Source organism: Mycobacterium pinniadriaticum (genome assembly GCF_026242045.1).
Taxonomy (GTDB): domain Bacteria; phylum Actinomycetota; class Actinomycetes; order Mycobacteriales; family Mycobacteriaceae; genus Mycobacterium; species Mycobacterium pinniadriaticum.
On record NZ_JAPJDO010000002.1, the window covers coordinates 356,963 to 372,749 of the forward strand.

Here is a 15,787-nt window from a genome sequence, read left to right on the forward strand (position 1 = left end):
AGCCAGGCCAATTCGTGTTCCGCCGGCCTCACCCAAGCCAAGATGTCGAGCGGTCTCGTAGGCGTAGAACGAACCCGATGGGGCGTTGATGTCGTGGCGAGCCAGCACGTCGCTGATCTGGTTACCGTCCAGCCCGTCGACGGTGATGAGCAGGGTCGGGGTTCGCCGCGCAGCCCGTGAATAGACCGTCACCGTGGGCAGCGTCTGCAGGGCGGTCTCGATGCGCAGCCGAAGCGCATCTTCGTGCCGTTGTGTTGCCGACATGGCGGCGACCAGCCGATCACGGCGGGTGCCGGTGGAAGGGGTCATGGCGGCCAGGAAATCGACGGCCGCGGTGGTGCCGGCCATCAGCTCGTAGGGCAGGGTGCCGTGCTCGAAGCGCTCCGGTACCCGGTCCGGCGCCGGGAGCAGCTTGTCGGGATGTAGCTCGGCCAGTAGGTCTCCGCTGCCCACGACGACGCCGCAGTGCGGACCCAGAAACTTATAGGGCGAGCACGCGAAGAAGTCGGCACCCAGGTCGCGGACGTCGACCGCGCTGTGGGCGGTGTAGTGGACGCCGTCGACGTAGAGCAGGGCCCCGGTAGCGTGGGCGCGCGCCGCGATGGCCCGCACGTCGGGCATCGTGCCGATCAGGTTGGAGCCGGCGGTGACGGCGACGAGGCGGGTCCGTTCGCTGAGGTGAGCCTCGACGTTCTCGACCGGTAGCTCGGCCGTCGCGGGATCGAAATCCACCCACCGAACGGTCGCGCCGGCGCGGGTGGCCGCGATGACCCAGGGCCGGACGTTGGCGTCGTGGTCGAGGCGGGTCACGACGATCTCGTCGCCCGGGCGCCATCGTGTCGCCAGCGTCCGTGCGATGTCGAAGGTCAGCGCGGTCATGCTCCGGCCGAAGATCACCTCGTCAGGGTCGGCGTTGAGCAGGTCGGCGAGCGCTTCCCGGCAGCGCCCGACGATCTGCTCGGCGTTGCGCGCCGCGGCGGTGGTAACTCCACGGTTCGCCAGGGGGTGGATCAAGGCGTCTCGAATCGCGTCCGCGACGGCGATGGGAGTCTGCGTTCCGCCCGGCCCGTCGAAGTACGCGGTGCCGCCGTCGAGCGCCGGGAAGTGGGCGCGCAACGCCGCCACGTCCAACTGGCTGTCCGACGGGCTCATCACCGAAGCTTCCCATCGGGGGCGGCGGCGCGCGTGGCCAGCGGGCTTACTGGGGGTGGGCCGCCAGATACTCGCCGACTCCGATGGGCGCGTCGGCGACGTAGCCGATGGGCAGGACGACGTCCCCGTCGACGGTCACGCAGTACACGTCCCAGCGGTAGAAGCCGGCGAACGAGGCAGGATCGGCGGCCAGCACCGCGGCGTAGTCCTTCACGGCCGCCACGTACTGATCGGCATGGTTATAGCGGTAGATCGCGTGATCGGGGTCGGCGCTGAAGCCGTTGGCGGCCAGGTAGCGACCGGCCGCCAGGATGCTGTCGCGCGGCGAGTGGATGTCCCCGCCCTCGCCGTAGCCGGCGAACGTCGACGGCAGGAACTGCATGGGGCCGTCCGCGCCGGCGGTGCTCAACCCAGCGATGCTGCCGAGGCGGGTTTCGATCAGGTTGATCGCGGCCAGGTAGTTCCAGCCGACGCCGGTCGCCGATTCGGCGTCGCGGTAGTAGCCGAGGAGCTCCTCGGCCGGGGCCGGTGCCACGATGTGCCATGCCGGCAGCGTGTCCCGCACATGAGCCATCGCGGCGAGCTGGCGTCGGGCGTCGATGTGGCGGTCGTAGGCCTCGACCAGGGTTTCCGGGATCCGCGGGCGGACCACGCCATCCCATTCGGGGTGACGCCCTATCGCGCGATAGGCGGCCTGCTGGCGGCGCGCGGCGGCCACCAGCGCGGGCTCGGGTGTGGACGGATCACGGATCGCCAGCTCGTCGGAGACCAGGTCGTCGGCCAGCTGAACCGGATCGGGCGCCAGCCGCGGTTGGGCGCCCGCGGCCACGGCGTCGGTCGGCGCGTCGAGCGCGACCGCGGGAACCGATGAGATGGGCACGCGAGCCGCGGTTGAGACCGACGGAGGTGTTGGCGACGGTGTGCAGGCAGCGACCGCGAACAGGACCGTGGCGGACATGAGTGCCCGGAGTCGGGTGCGGACCGCTGCAGTCTGTCGCACCGCGACGACGAGGACAACGAATTCGGTCTGCGATGATGGGGAGATCATGCGGTTGGATCTCACCTTCGTCACCGCCGGCGTGCTGGGCGTTGTCGCGACCGCGGTCATGGTACTCGGCGCCACTGTCGCACAGGACTCGGCCCCGCGAATCATGTTGACCGACAACACCGTCAGCGTCGAACCCCCGGCTGTTGCGTCCGGCGACGGATCGCTGGCCGACGGTCAGGTCCTGACCCCGTTCGACGTGGAGAATCCCGCCGTCGGGCGCCTGGATCCGCGGTTGCTGACCGCGATCCAGCAGGCGGCCACCGCGGCATCGGCGGATGGCATCACCATGACCATCAACTCGAGCTGGCGTTCGCCGGAGTTCCAGCAACGCCTCCTCGACAACGCCGTGGCCACCTATGGCAGTTTGGCCGCCGCCCGCGAGTACGTGGAGACCCCGCAGGCGTCCAAACACGTCATCGGCGAGGCGGTCGATGTCGGCGGAGTGGGGGCTGACCAGTGGCTGATCGCCAACGGCGCACGGTTCGGGCTGTGCCGCATCTATGCGAATGAGCTGTGGCATTTCGAACTGGCCACCGACGCGGCGGGGAACTGCCCGCCGCTTTTGCCCAACGCCGCGGGCTGATTCCGGCCCCGTCGTCGGCCGAGCGTAGTTTGATCGGCTTATGAGGAGTCTGGACGAAATCCGCGCCGCACTCGAGGCGTGCTACGCCGCGATCGAGGGCCTGTGCACCGACCTGAGCGACACCGAGTGGAAGGCACAGTCACTGTGCCCGGACTGGGACATGCGCGGTGTGGTCCAGCATGTGGCCAGCATTGAAGCGGTGATGGTGGGGTGGCTGCCGCAGGACGACAAGACACCGCCGCCCTTCGAGCGGGCGGCGGAGTTCCTGGCCGGGACCGACGATCCGGCAGTGCTGGCCGAGAAAGTGCGGGCGGTCTTCGACGAGCGGCGTCGCGATCTGAGTGCGCTGACCGCCGCCGACCTCGACCGGCCGTCATGGATGCCCGTCGGCCCCGGCACCTATGGGCGGTTCCTGGAGATCCGGGTCTTCGACTTCTGGGTGCACATCCGTGACATCACGATTCCGCTGGGGCGCCGGACCGACGACGCAGGCCTTGCGGCGGAGCTGGCGCTGGCCCAGGTCGAGGGCTCCATCGGGTACATCGCCGGCAAGAAGGTCGGTGTGCCCGAGGGCAAGAGCATCAGCTTCTCGCTGACCGGTCCGCTCGCTCGGCAGATCAACGTCGCCGTTGACGGACGTGCCAAACAGGTTGAGCACCTGGATAATCCGGATGCCACCCTGACCACCGACTCCACCACCTTCATCATGCTCGCCTGCGGGCGCATCGACCCGCAGGCTCAGATCGACTCGGGTGCGGTCAGCTGGACCGGTGACGCCGACCTCGGTGATCGCGCCGCCCGCAACCTGAGGTTCACGATGTGACCAGACGGCCGGAGTTCGTCGATTTCCACTTCGACGTCATGTGCCCGTACGCGTATCAGACGTCGCGCTGGATCCGCGAGGTGCGCGACCTGACCGGGCTGGTGGTGAACTGGCGGTTCTTCAGCCTTGAGGAGATCAACCGCCAGGACGGCAAGAAGCACCCGTGGGAGCGGGACTGGTCCTACGGCTGGTCGATGATGCGGATCGGCGCCCTGTTGCGCCGCCGATCGATGGCTGATGTGGAGGCCTGGTATCAACGTGCGGGCCGGGCGCTGCACGTCGACGGCCACAAGCCACATGACCCGGCGGTGGCGCGGCATCTGCTCACCGAGCTCGGGTTCGATCCGGGACTTGTCGACCAGGCCATCGCCGATCCCACCACCGGTGACGAGGTGCTGGCCGACCACCGCCGGGTGGTGGATGCCGACGGCTACGGTGTGCCGACGCTGTTCTTTCCCGATGGGCAATGCCTGTTCGGACCGGTACTCATCGACCCGCCGACCGGGGAGGCGGCGGTCCGGTTGTGGGACGCCGTCGCCGGATGGCTCGAATTCCCGCACCTGTACGAGCTTCAGCGGCCCAAGACATCGGCCGACGAACGGGCGATCACCGAGACGTTCCGCCCGTATCTGGAGGCGCGCGACTGGGTGTCGATCAACCGCGGCGAAGTCATCAGCTTCGGGGACTGATTCCGCAGGGATGCAGCGCTTTCGCGTTCGCGTCGTTGCCACGACTGACACCGAACTCGCGGTCGAGCCGTCAGTGCGGTGATTCCACGGTGAAGGAGTTGATAATCCGGTCGAAATCCATGTCCGCTTGATCCCAGGATTGGATATAGGTTTCGGCGCTGAGCGAATAGCCTTGCCGTCCGATGAGCACATAGATGTCGCGCGACTTGCCCCCCGGCCGCATTTCTTTGACGACGTCGATCGCGGACACATCGTTGGGCAGGGTGATCGGGCGGCGAGACACCACCACCATCGTCAGGCCCTGCGTTTCGAGGTAGCGCTCGTCATGGTCCAACATCGCGTCGACCATCTCATCGACGGAGTCGAACTTGTCGGTCTGAAACGAATGAACGCCCACCTGCCGGGGCGGGTTGGAAGCCCTGAGCTGGATCCATTCCGGCTCGGCGGTGTCGATGTCGTAGCTGCTGGGGTAGGTAATCGACCAGTGATAGACCGGATTGGTGTACAGCACCGTGGCCGGTGGTTGCACAGAGGTCGTCAGCGCGGGGGCGGGCTGGGCTGGTGACGGGCTTGTCTGGCAACCGACGACAGCGACCAAGTTCGACAAGAGAACGGCAATCAGGAACCTCACCACAACGACCTCCCCCCCGGGGGTTCTCCATTGCCGGCGTGCAGGCGCCGGAAATTTCGGCACGGAGTACGGCGTGGCCGCCACGTTGCCGGGGTGAACCCTCGAACTATTGAGGATAATTCGACGAAACGGCCCGCGTGCTCGTTCTCCCGAGATCCCCACCAGCGGGACTCTGCGTGCTCGCTGCCATCACACCGAGCGCTTCCTCCCTGATGACGACGAAGGCGGCGAGGTCTTGGTGTGCGTGTCGCCGTTGTCATTGGACGGCTCGGACAGCGACAAAGCGAAGATCAACGACATCAGCCCGAAGATGATCACCGCCGAGCAGATGTCGAACCACTGGAACGGGAAGAAGGAGCCGTCGATCGAGAGCACCAGGACTGTCTCGGCCAATCCGAACAGGGCGAGGAACATGCCGATACGAAAGTGGGACAGTCCCCGATGCCGTTGTGTACGGCGCAGTTCCACCGCGAGGGTCAGCAGAAGCAGCGGTAGCACCTGGGCCAGCGTGCTCGCGGTATCGCTGTCGACCAGGACGATGCTGTGCTCCGTGTGCATACCCCCGCCGGTCACTGCGTCGAAGTATCGGTCAAAAGCATTGTGCCATCCGTCTTTCAGACTACTTCGAGCCACTCCTGGTGTTGACCGGGGTGTCGTTCGAGACCGAGCTACCCTCCGAACAGTGTGCCGAGCCCGGGCAGCGACGGCACAGTTCCGAGGAGGTCCAGACCCTTCCAGATGGTCACCTGGTTCGCGGTGAGCACCGGCTTGCCGACGGCGTCTTCGAGCCGGCCGATGATCGCCAGCGTGTGCATCGCGGTGTCGGGCACCAGCACCGCGTCGGCGTCGCGATGGTCGGCCGCGGTGACCATCGCGACCACCCGCTCGGCGGTCAGCGTGCCGACCTCGGCCGCCGAGTAGATGCCGTGGCTGCCCATCGCGACGACCTCAGCGCCGCCGGCAGAAAGAAACCGGACGAAATGCTGCGCAACCTCGTCGGGATAGGACGCCGCGACCGCGACTCGCCGGATTCCCAAGCGCCCGAGCGCATCGACGAATGCGATCGATGTGGAGGAGGCGGGAACCCCGGCTGCCGCGGCGACCGCGGACACCTGGTCCAGCGCACCGGCGGGGCCGAACACGAAGCTGCCCGACGTGCACGCCCACATCACCGCGTCCGGTTGTGCGGCCGCCAGTTCGGTGGCGCCGTCGGCGAGCCGTTCGGCGCTGCCAAGGTCGAGCAAGGCGTCGACCCGATGGGCGTCCTCGCCGACCGAGGTGATCACCACCGGCAGCCGCAACCCGCCGTCAAGCCGATTCTCGAGCGCGGGGAAGTCGTCCTCGGCGCTGTGGCCCGGGTAGAGGAGGCCGACCGTCGGCACGTGGCTCATCGCTCCAGCAACTGCTGGCCGGGACCGACGGGCTTGCGGCCGATGAGACTCAGCGCCAGCCACATGGTGACCTGGTTGGCCGACAGTACGGGCTTTCCCAATTCGGCTTCCAGCGTTGAGATCACGTCATAGGTCGGCAGGTTGGTGCAGCTGATGAACACCGCTTCGGCGTCGGTGGTGTCGATCTCGCGGACCAGCCGCGCGGTGGCCTCGTAGGGCACCGTCCAGATGTCCGAGATCAGGCCCAACCCGGCGGCGGCGGTGACCGATATCGCACCCTCGGCGAGATAGCTGGTCAGGCCGACGGTCAATTCCGCGACGTACGGTGTGGCCGTGGCGATTCGGGTGATGCCGAGGTGGCGCAGCGCGACCAGCAGGGCGCCGCTGGTGGTAAGTGCCGCCGGCGCCCCGGCATGCATCATGGCGGCCATCAGTGCCTCTTGCCCGGCCAGCCCGCCGATGAAGCTGCCCGATGTGCACGCGTATGCGGTGACGAGCGGTGAGACCGCGGACACGTCGGCGACGCCGCGCGCCACCAACTCCGGATCGGAGACGTGCACGGCCATTTCGACCGTGGCCCGCATCGGTGCGTACGGCATGCGGGTCAGGTGGAGGCTGACGTCGTCGGGCAGCCAGCGCCACAACTCCCGGTCAAGGGCGAAATCGTAGGGCACCACAACACCAACTCCGACCTGCTCCAGAGGTGGCGGGTGGTTCATTTTCATAGTGTGGGGGCGGTTCGGGCGTGTCGCAACTCGATTGTTGACAATCCGACGCCGGGATTCCTAGCCTCGGACCCGTGCCCCCTGTCCGACCGGTTGTCGCTGTGGTGTGCGCCCAGTCGAACGATCGGCCACCGGGGCTCTCGGCGCCCGATGTCGACTTCCGTTTCTGCACCGCCGACGGGCTCGCTGAGGCGGTCCGTGGGGCCCGGGCCTTGCTGCTGTGGGACTTCTTCTCGACGGTGGTTCGCGATATCTGGTCTGACACAATCGATCTGGAGTGGATCCACATTGCCGCCGCGGGTGTAGACACCCTGCTGTTCGACGAGCTGCGAGAATCCGACATCGTGGTGACCAACGCCCGTGGTGTGTTCGACCGCCCGCTGGCCGAATACGTGCTGGGTGCCGTGATCGCCCACGCCAAGGACAGCCGCACGAGCTTCGACTTGCAGCGCCGCCGTGAATGGCGGCACCGTGAGACGCGCAGCGTCACCGGGGCCACCGCCCTGGTGGTCGGTACTGGGGGGATCGGGCGCGAGATCGCCAGGCTGCTGCGTGCGGCGGGCCTCGTGGTGCGCGGTGCCGGGCGCAGGCCGGTCTCCGACGATCCGGATTTCGGTACGGTCATCGACAGTTCCGACCTGGCGGCCGAGGTCGGGTGGTGCGATCACCTGATTCTGGCCGCGCCGCTGACCGCGGCGACGCGGGGTCTGGTCGACGCACAGGTGCTGGCCGCCATGAAATCCGATGCGCATCTGGTGAATATCGCGCGCGGACCGATCGTCGACGAGGGGGCATTGCTCGAGGCGCTGTCGCAGCGGCGCATCGGCGGGGCGACCCTGGACGTGTTCGACACCGAGCCGCTGCCACCCGACCATCCCTTGTGGGACGCGCCGAACGTGACCATCACCGCGCACATGTCGGCCGATGTCGTCGGCTGGCGCGACACTCTGGCCGCGCAGTTCGTCGAGAACCTCCGTCGGTGGATGTCCGGTGACCCGCTGCACAACGTCGTCGATAAGCGGCTGGGCTACGTTCCAGGTGGCGTGCGATGATCACCGAGGCGACCGAACTCCTTACGGGATATCGCAATCGAACCATCTCACCGGTCGAGGCCACCCGCGCCGCGCTGGCGGCCATCGACACCTACGATCCCGTGGTCAATGCCTTTGTACTGGTGGATGCGGAAGGAGCACTCGCCGCGGCCAGAGCGTCCGAAGCCAGATGGTGGGCCGGTGAACCACTCGGCCCGGGTGACGGTATCCCGACGTCGATCAAGGACGCGCTGTGGACCCGCGGATGGCCAACCCTTCGGGGCAGCAACCTCATCGACGCGGCGGGTCCGTGGGATGAGGATGCGCCGTGTGTTGCGCGACTGCGCGAGTCGGGCGCCGTCTTGCTCGGCAAGACCACCACTCCCGAGTACTCGTGGAAGGGCGTCACCGACTCGATTCGCCACGGTGTGACCGGCAATCCGTGGGATCCCACCACCACATCGGGCGGATCCAGCGGCGGCAGCGCGTCGGCGGTGGCGCTGGGCATGGGTCCGTGGTCGGTGGGCACCGATGGCGGCGGCTCGGTGCGGATACCGGCCGGATTCACCGGGACCGTCGCGCTGAAGCCGACTTACGGACTGATCCCCCTCTATCCGCCGAGCCCGTTCGGGACACTGTCGCATGCCGGGCCGATGACCCGGACCGTGCGCGACGCCGCGGTTCTGCTCGACGTGATCACCGGTTTCGACGCTCGAGACTGGTCGGCCATGCCGACCCCGACGGCCTCGTTTCTCGACGGACTCGACGACGGCGTGGCCGGCATGCGTATCGCCTACTCGCCGAATCTTGGTTTCGTGCACAATGATCCGGAGATAGACGAGGCAGTGCGGGCCGCCGCGGAGCTGCTGGCCGAGGCCGGGGCCAACGTCGAGGAGGTCGACCCGGGGTTCTCCGATCCCGTGCAGGCCTTTCATGTGCTGTGGTTCTCCGGTGAACACAAGGTGCTCGAAGGCCATGGCGCGCGGGACGACTTGATCGGCCGGGCCGATCCCGGGCTGCTGCGCACCGCGGCGATCGGCGCGACACTTTCGGCATCTGATTATCTGGATGCGGTCGCCGAGCGAATGCGGTTGGGGCAGTTGATGGGACAGTTCCACCGAACTTACGACGTGCTGATCACGCCGACTCTGCCGCTGCCCGCGTTTCGCGCCGGACAGGATGTCCCCGACGGATCGACATCGCCGGATTGGACGAGTTGGACGCCCTACACGTACCCGTTCAATCTGACCCAGCAGCCCGCGCTGAGTGTGCCGTGCGGATTCACGTCCGGTGGTCTTCCCATCGGTCTGCAGATCGTCGGTGCCCGGTACGCGGATGAACTGGTGCTCCGGGTGGGTCAGGCCTACCAGTCGGCCACCGACTGGCACCGGTGCACCCCGAAACTGATTGCGCAGGAGGATCGATGAGCAGACTGATCACCGTCTCACTAGACAAGCGCGGCGTGAGCTGCACCGCTCGGTTGCTCGACGAGCAGGCGCCGCGCACCTGTGCGGCGGTGTGGAACGCGCTACCGCTGTCGGCGCCGGTGTTCCACGGCAAGTACGCCCGCAACGAGATCTATACGCTGCTGCCCGCGTTCACCGCGACCGAGCCCGGCAAGGAGAACACGACGGTCACCCCGATCCCGGGTGATCTGTGCTGGTTCTCGTTCGACTCCGATGACCTCGGCAACCCGGCGTACGGCTACGAGAACTCCACCGGCACCGGCACCAGCGGCGCCATCGTCGATCTCGCCCTGTTCTACGGACGCAACAATCTGCTGATCAACGGGGATCAGGGTTGGGTCCCCGGGAATGTGTTCGGCGCCGTGATCGACGGTCTCGATCAGATGGCGGCGGCGTGTCAGGGCCTGTGGATGGGCGGCGTGCGGGGCGAGACGCTGTCCTTTCGACGCGTCTGAACGCATCCTCGCCGGACCTGTGACGTCCGCTCAGCCGGTCGGGGTTGCGCCGAGGACCCGCTGCAGATCGCCCTTCATCGCCTGCAGTTGGGCGCCCCAGTACCCCCAGCTGTGGGTGCCGCTGGGCGGGAAGTTGAACACCGCGTTGCGGCCGCCCGCGGCCAGGTACTTGCGCTGGAATTCCTTGTTGGTGTCCAGGGTGATGTTCTCGAGGTACCCCGCGGAGAACAACCCGCCCACGTTGACGTCGTCGCCGTAGTCCAGATCGGACGGGGCTCCGGTCCCGCAGTAGATCCACACGGCGGTGCCGTTGGCCACCAGCCGGGGAATGTTGACCATCGGGTCGTTGCGCTGCCAGGCCGGGTCGCCGCTCGGACCCCACATGTCGGTGGCCCGGTAGCCGCCCCCGTCCTTCATCGCCAGCCCGATCAACGTCGGCCACAGGCCCAGCGAGGGGTTGAGGAAACCGGACAGCGACGCGGCGAAGATGAACTGCAGTGGATGCCAGATGGCCAGCGTCAGGGCCGCGCTGCCCGACATCGATAACCCGACGACTGCGTTGTTGATGGGCGTGATCGCTCGGTTGGTGGCCAGCCAGGTGGGCAGCTCCTGGGTCAGGAAGGTTTCCCACTTGTAGGTCAAGGTCCCATTGGACCCGGCCGCGGGCCGATACCAGTCGCTGTAGAAGCTCGATTGGCCGCCAACCGGCATCACGATCGACAAGCCGGACTGGTAGTACCACTCGAAGGCGGCTGTGTTGATGTCCCAGCCGTTGGCGTCGTCCTGAGCTCGCAGTCCGTCCAACAGGTAGACCGCGTGCGGGCCGCCACCCTGGAACTGAACGCGGATGTCGCGGCCCATGGACGGGGATGGCACATCGATCTGTTCGACCGGCAACCCCTCGCGTGAATAGCCTGCCGCGGGCGCCGTCTGACCGACCAGACCCACCGCCCCGGGAGCCAGCAGGACTGTCGTTGTGACGACCGCAGCCCGCCGCACCCAGCGGACCGCAGCGCGCACGGAGGTCATCACGCCCAGCAAGGTAGCAACGTAAGCGGACCAAGATCTCCCTGGCACACCTCCCGTAATGGCTTTGTGATCAGAGGAATTCGCACTCCCGGTCAGGCCGCCCTGGCGCGTACCCCAGTACGGGTTGGCGACTTTCGCGATCGCAGAAATCCGCCGCCCAGGGCCACCGACCACGGCCGTCGGCCCAGACCAGTTGCAGAGCCCGGATGGGGCCGTAGAGGGCGACGGCGCAACCCAAGTGTGCGTCGGGATGGTCGACCTCGACGACCTCCAGCATGGGACAGCCGCAGAGGGTGAATTGCCGGCCGGCGGTGAGGTGCGCACCGCGGAGAACGTGTTCGGCCGACCCGTTGAGCACGCGCAGTGCCCGTTGCGGTGACACGTTGGTGATCAGCAGTTCGGGCACGTCGTAGTCGCTGAGCCCGACGGTGTAGGCGAACGGCATCCGCGGGGATTCGACGTACTGCACCGCCCAGCCCTTCCGCAGGATCTTGGCGCGTACCTCGTCGAGGTAGTCGGCGACGGTGCTGCCCGGGTGGTCGCACATCCAGCACATGGCGGCGCTCCTTTCGGCGGTCTTCGAGGGTTCATGGAAACGATGCACCGAGGTACCGACAAAAATCCGAACACACGTTCGGCCGATTCAGCGCGTAACCCAACTCCCGCCCTGCAGAACGTCGGTCACCGCCAGATCGTCGTCGAGCGCGACCAGGTCGGCTCGGGCCCCGGCGGTCAACTCGGGGGACGGAAGTCCGAGAGCACGAGCGGGATTCAGCGACGATTGCCGCACCGCGAGCTGCAGTGCCTCGTCGCGGGGTAGTCCGCTGTGCGCGACCGCGAACCCGAACACCCGGTCCATCGTGGCGGTGCTGCCTGCGATGGTGGCGGTACCGGCCAGGCGGGCCACGCCGTCGGCGACCTCGACGTCCATCGGCCCGATCCGATAGCGCCCGTCACCCATGCCGGCCGCGGCCATCGCATCGGTGATCAACGACAACCGATCGGGGCCGGCGGACCGGCTCGCGTGCCGGTAGAGCGCGGCATCGACGTGCACACCGTCGGCGATCAACTCCACGGTCACCCGCGAGTCCTCCAGCAGTGCGATCACCGGGCCGGGCTCGCGGTGATGGATCGGGCGCATCGCGTTGAACAGATGGGTTCCCACCGTCGCGCCCGCGGCGATCGCCGCCCGCGTCTGCTCGTAGGTCGCCTCGGTGTGTCCGACCGCGGCCACTGCGCCGGCGTCGATGATCTGCTCGATCGCCAGCAGCGCGCCCGCCCGTTCCGGTGCCAGGGTGACCATTCGGATCGTGCCGTCGCCGGTCCGGAGCACAGTGTCGAGTTCAGCGGGATCGGGGTCGCGCAGCAGGACGGGATCGTGTGCCCCGCAGCGTGACACGGCCAGCCAGGGTCCCTCCAGGTGGATACCGGCGATCAGCCCGTCATGTACATGGTCGGCCAGTTCCCGGACCTGGTGCAGCAAGTCGGCCGGACCGGCCGAGACCAACGAGGTGACCAGCCTGGTGGTGCCGTGTCGCCGATGGAGGTCCACCGCGGCCAGCGTGGCGGCCCGGGTTGCCGTGGAGAAATCCCAGCCGCCACCACCGTGCACGTGGGTGTCGACGAAACCGGGAACCACGGTGATCAGGTCACGCTCGGCCGGCCCGGGCGGCGGACCCGATCCCCTGGCCCGAATCGTGGCGCCCGCAACCTCAATCCAGCCCGGCCGGAACAATTCCCGGCCGGTGATCAGGGTTTGGGCGGTGAGCAGCACTCAGATGCCCTGCCACTCCGGTTTGGACAGGTACGTCTCCCGGTAGTAGTCGGCCAACTGCAGCCGGCGAGCCGCATTACCGTCGAGCAGCACGGTGACGTGTCGATGGTGCTGCAGGATGGTCGCGGGCCACATCGCGCTCACCGGGCCCTCGACGAGGTGGTGCACCGCTTCGGCTTTGCTGCGGCCGGTGGCCACCAGGATGACGTGGCGGGCCGCCATGATGGTGCCCAGGCCCTGCGTCAGGCAATGCGTCGGGACGCGGTCGACATCGCCGTCGAAAAAGCGGGCGTTGTCGATACGGGTCTGCCGTGTCAGCGTTTTGATGCGGGTGCGTGAGGCCAGTGACGACCCGGGCTCGTTGAAGCCGATGTGGCCGTCGGTGCCGATCCCCAGGATCTGCAGGTCGACACCACCCGCGGCGGCGATCGCCTCCTCGTAGTCGGCGCAGGCCGCCGGAATGTCGTCGGCCAGTCCGTCGGGGCCGTGTACCGCACCCGGTGCGAAGTCGACGCGCGAGACGAAAACCGTGTCGATGACTTTGCGATAGCGCTCAGGATGATCGGCGGGCAGCCCGACGTACTCGTCGAGGGTGAAACCGCGCGCCTGACGAAACGAGAGGACACCAGCGGAGTACCTCGCGGCCAGTTCGTCGTAGATCGGCAGCGGCGACGAACCGGTGGCCAGACCGAGTACGGCGCTCGGTTTTCGGGCTAGTAGCGACTCGATCGCATCGGCCGCGATGGTGCCGATCTGTCGGGTGTCCTCGAGGATGACGACTTCCATGGACCTGCCTGAGTCTAGTTGACTGCTGTGAAAAGTGCTGAACCAGAGCCTATTTCAGATCCGCTGCGCACCTCCTCGGTTACCATGACATTACCGGGCTCGCGTTCGTCCACGACGACCACCGCAACAATGGGATTCAGGCCGGCCGCCACCACAGCCGGTACGTCATAGGTGATCACTGTCTGGCCAGCTGTCACTGTGTCGCCCTCGGCGACATGGGAACTGAAACCGGCGCCATTCAGCGACACCGTATCGAGTCCGAGATGGACCAGAATGCCCACCTTCTCACTCGTCATGACGATGAAGGCGTGCGGCATCAGCTTGAAGAGCTGTCCACTGACCGGTGCCACCGCGTCGACCACCTCGCGAGGCGGGTCGACGGCGGCGCCGTACCCCACCATGCCCTGAGCGAAAACGGGATCGGGCACGTCGCCGAGGGTGACGGCGCGTCCGCGCACCGGTGCGTGGACCGGCGTAGTGCTCACATCGACTCCTCTCCCACTGATGGTCTTCGAGAATAGAGAGTCAGCGCACGCGGGCGTGGCGGAAAACATCGTCCCGTGCGCGCGGCTTTGTCTAAGCTTCGCCTGTGCTGCGACAAAGGGAGGCCGGCCGGTCATGAGCGAACCCACCAAAGACTCAGGGGCACAGCAAAAGTCGGTGCGACACATTCCGGGCTTCGCGCAACTGCAACGACTCGGCAAGAGCCTGATGCTGCCGATCGCCGTCCTGCCCGCGGCGGGCATTCTGCTGCGCCTGGGCCAAGACGACCTGCTGGGCCGAATCAAGGCACCGGTGATCGGACCGTTCTTCCAGGCGATGAGCGCCGCGGGCGGGGCACTGTTCACCAATCTGCCGCTGCTGTTCGCCGTCGGCGTCGCGATCGGCTTCGCCCGCAAGGCCGACGGTTCGACGGCGCTGTCGGCCGTCGTCGGATACCTGGTGATGCAGGCGGTGTTCAAGACGATGTCGCCGTTCGTCCTCGCCGGCCAACTCGACAAAGCCGGCGAACAGGCGCAGATCAACTACAGCGTGTTCGGCGGGATCGTGGTCGGCCTGCTGACCGCTTGGCTGTTCGACCGCTACCACACCATCACCCTGCCGCCCTACCTCGGATTCTTCGGCGGCCGGCGCTTCGTGCCGATCATCGTGTCGCTGGTGACATTGGTCGTCGCGTTCGCGATGAGCTACTTCTACCCGGTCTTCGATGCCGGGCTCACCGGACTGGGCCACTTCATCGGGGGCGCGGGCGCGCTCGGCGCGTTCGTCTACGGCTTCGCCAATCGCATGCTGATACCACTGGGCCTGCACCACATCGTCAACTCCTATGTGTGGTTCATCTACGGCAGTTACCCGACCGGGGACGGCCATGTCGTCACCGGAGAATTGAGTCGATTCGCGGCCGGTGACCCAAGCGCGGGTCTACTCACGTCTGGTTTCTACCCGATCCTGATGTTCGGTCTGCCCGGCGCCGCCCTGGCGATGATCCACGTTGCGAACAAGAAGCAACGCAAGGTCGCGATCGGCATCCTGTCGGCAGCCGCGCTGACCGCGTTCCTCACCGGCGTGACCGAGCCGCTGGAGTTCGCCTTCATGTTCGTGGCGTTCCCGCTCTACATCGTGCATGCCCTGCTGACCGGCCTGTCGCTGGCAATCGCCTACCTGCTGGACATCCATCTCGGGTTCTCGTTCTCGGCGGGCTTGATCGATCTGCTGCTGTACGGCACCGCGCCCGCCGCCAAGAACATCCCGCTGCTCATCGTCATGGGGCTGGTCTTCTTCGTGGTGTATTACTTGCTGTTCCGGTTCGTCATCACGCGGTGGAACATGCGCACTCCCGGTCGCGAGCCGGACGCGGAATTCGACGCCGAGGAGCGGGCCAACCTCAGCGAGGGCGCGGAATCCGCCACTGCCGTCGACGTCGGCGGTGCCGTATCGACCGCCCCCGCCGCGGTCGACAGCATGGCCGAGCAGCTCATCGCGGCGTTCGGCGGCCGGGAGAATCTGCGGAGCGTCGATGCGTGCATCACCCGCCTGCGCATGGAGGTGGTCGACACCGGCAAGGTTGACGAAGGCCGATTGCGCCTGCTGGGCGCGGCCGGCGTCATCAAGTTCGGCACCAGTGTTCAGGCGGTGTTCGGCACCCAGGCCGAAGCCCTCAAGAACGAAATCACCGACGCCCTCTAGTCCTGCCGCCGAAGCCC

17 protein-coding genes and 1 pseudogene are annotated in these 15,787 nt (G+C 67.1%); 7 read left to right on the plus strand and 11 right to left on the minus strand.

The genetic code is table 11. The features are described from left to right. Both ORI27_RS03905 and ORI27_RS03910 read right to left on the minus strand, forming a co-directional pair. Positions 1 to 1,152 (minus strand): annotated as a pseudogene (locus tag ORI27_RS03905) (cysteine desulfurase-like protein); the annotation flags it as partial. A 46-nt stretch (positions 1,153 to 1,198) separates the two neighbouring features. After that, a complete protein-coding gene (locus ORI27_RS03910; protein WP_265995259.1) occupies positions 1,199 to 2,110 on the minus strand; it encodes a lytic transglycosylase domain-containing protein in 912 nt (303 codons plus the stop codon). Between the two features lie 88 nt (positions 2,111 to 2,198). Between ORI27_RS03910 and ORI27_RS03915 the strand changes: the two genes are divergently transcribed. Genes ORI27_RS03915 through ORI27_RS03925 form a run of 3 tightly spaced genes read left to right on the plus strand, consistent with a single transcriptional unit; the run spans position 2,199 to position 4,295 of the window. Next, positions 2,199 to 2,783 (plus strand): M15 family metallopeptidase, encoded by a 585-nt coding sequence (locus ORI27_RS03915; RefSeq protein ID WP_265995190.1) that lies wholly within the window; start codon positions 2,199 to 2,201, stop codon positions 2,781 to 2,783. A 40-nt stretch (positions 2,784 to 2,823) separates the two neighbouring features. Next, positions 2,824 to 3,606, plus strand: a complete 783-nt coding sequence (locus ORI27_RS03920; protein WP_265995191.1) for a maleylpyruvate isomerase family mycothiol-dependent enzyme — start codon at positions 2,824 to 2,826, stop codon at positions 3,604 to 3,606. Further along, positions 3,603 to 4,295: a mycothiol-dependent nitroreductase Rv2466c family protein gene (locus ORI27_RS03925; protein WP_265995192.1), complete on the plus strand. Its 693-nt coding sequence runs from the start codon at positions 3,603 to 3,605 to the stop codon at positions 4,293 to 4,295. The genes ORI27_RS03920 and ORI27_RS03925 overlap by 4 nt, the downstream gene beginning before the upstream one ends. A gap of 70 nt (positions 4,296 to 4,365) precedes the next feature. On the opposite strand, the gene ORI27_RS03930 is transcribed toward ORI27_RS03925, so the two are convergent. From ORI27_RS03930 to ORI27_RS03945, 4 genes are all read right to left on the minus strand, one after another. Continuing rightward, positions 4,366 to 5,010, minus strand: a complete 645-nt coding sequence (locus tag ORI27_RS03930; RefSeq protein WP_265995193.1) for a hypothetical protein — start codon at positions 5,008 to 5,010, stop codon at positions 4,366 to 4,368. Positions 5,011 to 5,115: 105 nt separating this feature from the next. Further along, positions 5,116 to 5,499, minus strand: a complete 384-nt coding sequence (locus ORI27_RS03935) for a hypothetical protein (protein ID WP_265995194.1) — start codon at positions 5,497 to 5,499, stop codon at positions 5,116 to 5,118. Between the two features lie 95 nt (positions 5,500 to 5,594). Beyond that, positions 5,595 to 6,317 carry a maleate cis-trans isomerase family protein gene (locus tag ORI27_RS03940; protein WP_265995195.1) on the minus strand — a complete coding sequence of 241 codons (723 nt, stop codon included), beginning with the start codon at positions 6,315 to 6,317 and terminating at the stop codon, positions 5,595 to 5,597. Then, positions 6,314 to 7,042: a maleate cis-trans isomerase family protein gene (locus tag ORI27_RS03945; protein WP_407666207.1), complete on the minus strand. Its 729-nt coding sequence runs from the start codon at positions 7,040 to 7,042 to the stop codon at positions 6,314 to 6,316. Before ORI27_RS03945 ends, ORI27_RS03940 begins: the two co-directional genes overlap by 4 nt. Positions 7,043 to 7,116: 74 nt before the next feature. Here ORI27_RS03945 and ORI27_RS03950 point away from each other — a divergent pair, with 74 nt between their 5' ends. Genes ORI27_RS03950 through ORI27_RS03960 form a run of 3 tightly spaced genes read left to right on the plus strand, consistent with a single transcriptional unit; the run spans position 7,117 to position 9,994 of the window. Further along, positions 7,117 to 8,094 (plus strand): D-2-hydroxyacid dehydrogenase, encoded by a 978-nt coding sequence (locus ORI27_RS03950; protein WP_265995197.1) that lies wholly within the window; start codon positions 7,117 to 7,119, stop codon positions 8,092 to 8,094. Further along, entirely contained in the window at positions 8,091 to 9,500 is a 1,410-nt protein-coding gene (locus ORI27_RS03955; protein ID WP_265995198.1) for an amidase, read from the plus strand. The genes ORI27_RS03950 and ORI27_RS03955 overlap by 4 nt, the downstream gene beginning before the upstream one ends. Beyond that, the gene (locus tag ORI27_RS03960) at positions 9,497 to 9,994 is read left to right on the plus strand and encodes a DUF3830 family protein (RefSeq protein WP_265995199.1); all 498 of its coding nucleotides are present in this window, start codon (positions 9,497 to 9,499) and stop codon (positions 9,992 to 9,994) included. Before ORI27_RS03955 ends, ORI27_RS03960 begins: the two co-directional genes overlap by 4 nt. Positions 9,995 to 10,024: 30 nt before the next feature. Here ORI27_RS03960 and ORI27_RS03965 read toward each other — a convergent pair whose 3' ends face one another. The 5 genes from ORI27_RS03965 to ORI27_RS03985 form a co-directional block, all read right to left on the minus strand. Then, positions 10,025 to 11,023: an esterase family protein gene (locus ORI27_RS03965; RefSeq protein ID WP_265995260.1), complete on the minus strand. Its 999-nt coding sequence runs from the start codon at positions 11,021 to 11,023 to the stop codon at positions 10,025 to 10,027. Positions 11,024 to 11,093: 70 nt separating this feature from the next. Further along, complete coding sequence (locus ORI27_RS03970; protein WP_265995200.1) at positions 11,094 to 11,579, minus strand: DUF4262 domain-containing protein; 486 nt, start codon at positions 11,577 to 11,579, stop codon at positions 11,094 to 11,096. An 87-nt stretch (positions 11,580 to 11,666) separates the two neighbouring features. Further along, positions 11,667 to 12,797, minus strand: coding sequence for an N-acetylglucosamine-6-phosphate deacetylase (gene nagA, locus ORI27_RS03975; protein ID WP_265995201.1), 1,131 nt, complete (start codon positions 12,795 to 12,797; stop codon positions 11,667 to 11,669). After that, on the minus strand, positions 12,798 to 13,583 hold the full coding sequence (gene nagB, locus ORI27_RS03980) for a glucosamine-6-phosphate deaminase (RefSeq protein ID WP_265995202.1): 786 nt from the start codon (positions 13,581 to 13,583) through the stop codon (positions 12,798 to 12,800). Positions 13,584 to 13,597: 14 nt separating this feature from the next. Further along, the gene (locus tag ORI27_RS03985) at positions 13,598 to 14,068 is read right to left on the minus strand and encodes a PTS sugar transporter subunit IIA (RefSeq protein WP_265995203.1); all 471 of its coding nucleotides are present in this window, start codon (positions 14,066 to 14,068) and stop codon (positions 13,598 to 13,600) included. Between the two features lie 133 nt (positions 14,069 to 14,201). Between ORI27_RS03985 and ORI27_RS03990 the strand changes: the two genes are divergently transcribed. Continuing rightward, positions 14,202 to 15,770 carry a PTS transporter subunit EIIC gene (locus tag ORI27_RS03990; RefSeq protein WP_265995204.1) on the plus strand — a complete coding sequence of 523 codons (1,569 nt, stop codon included), beginning with the start codon at positions 14,202 to 14,204 and terminating at the stop codon, positions 15,768 to 15,770. Positions 15,771 to 15,787 lie beyond the last annotated feature (17 nt).

Excerpts from the sequence above, each read along its gene's own strand:
- ORI27_RS03910 (WP_265995259.1), bottom strand. The coding sequence starts at position 2,110 with ATGTCCGCCACGGTCCTGTTCGCGGTCGCTGCCTGCACACCGTCGCCA.
- ORI27_RS03940 (WP_265995195.1), bottom strand. The coding sequence starts at position 6,317 with ATGAGCCACGTGCCGACGGTCGGCCTCCTCTACCCGGGCCACAGCGCC.
- ORI27_RS03915 (WP_265995190.1), top strand. The coding sequence starts at position 2,199 with ATGCGGTTGGATCTCACCTTCGTCACCGCCGGCGTGCTGGGCGTTGTC.
- ORI27_RS03965 (WP_265995260.1), bottom strand. The coding sequence starts at position 11,023 with ATGACCTCCGTGCGCGCTGCGGTCCGCTGGGTGCGGCGGGCTGCGGTC.
- ORI27_RS03955 (WP_265995198.1), top strand. The coding sequence starts at position 8,091 with ATGATCACCGAGGCGACCGAACTCCTTACGGGATATCGCAATCGAACC.
- nagB (WP_265995202.1), bottom strand. The coding sequence starts at position 13,583 with ATGGAAGTCGTCATCCTCGAGGACACCCGACAGATCGGCACCATCGCG.
- ORI27_RS03970 (WP_265995200.1), bottom strand. The coding sequence starts at position 11,579 with ATGTGCTGGATGTGCGACCACCCGGGCAGCACCGTCGCCGACTACCTC.
- ORI27_RS03960 (WP_265995199.1), top strand. The coding sequence starts at position 9,497 with ATGAGCAGACTGATCACCGTCTCACTAGACAAGCGCGGCGTGAGCTGC.
- ORI27_RS03920 (WP_265995191.1), top strand. The coding sequence starts at position 2,824 with ATGAGGAGTCTGGACGAAATCCGCGCCGCACTCGAGGCGTGCTACGCC.
- ORI27_RS03945 (WP_407666207.1), bottom strand. The coding sequence starts at position 7,042 with ATGAAAATGAACCACCCGCCACCTCTGGAGCAGGTCGGAGTTGGTGTT.
- ORI27_RS03990 (WP_265995204.1), top strand. The coding sequence starts at position 14,202 with ATGAGCGAACCCACCAAAGACTCAGGGGCACAGCAAAAGTCGGTGCGA.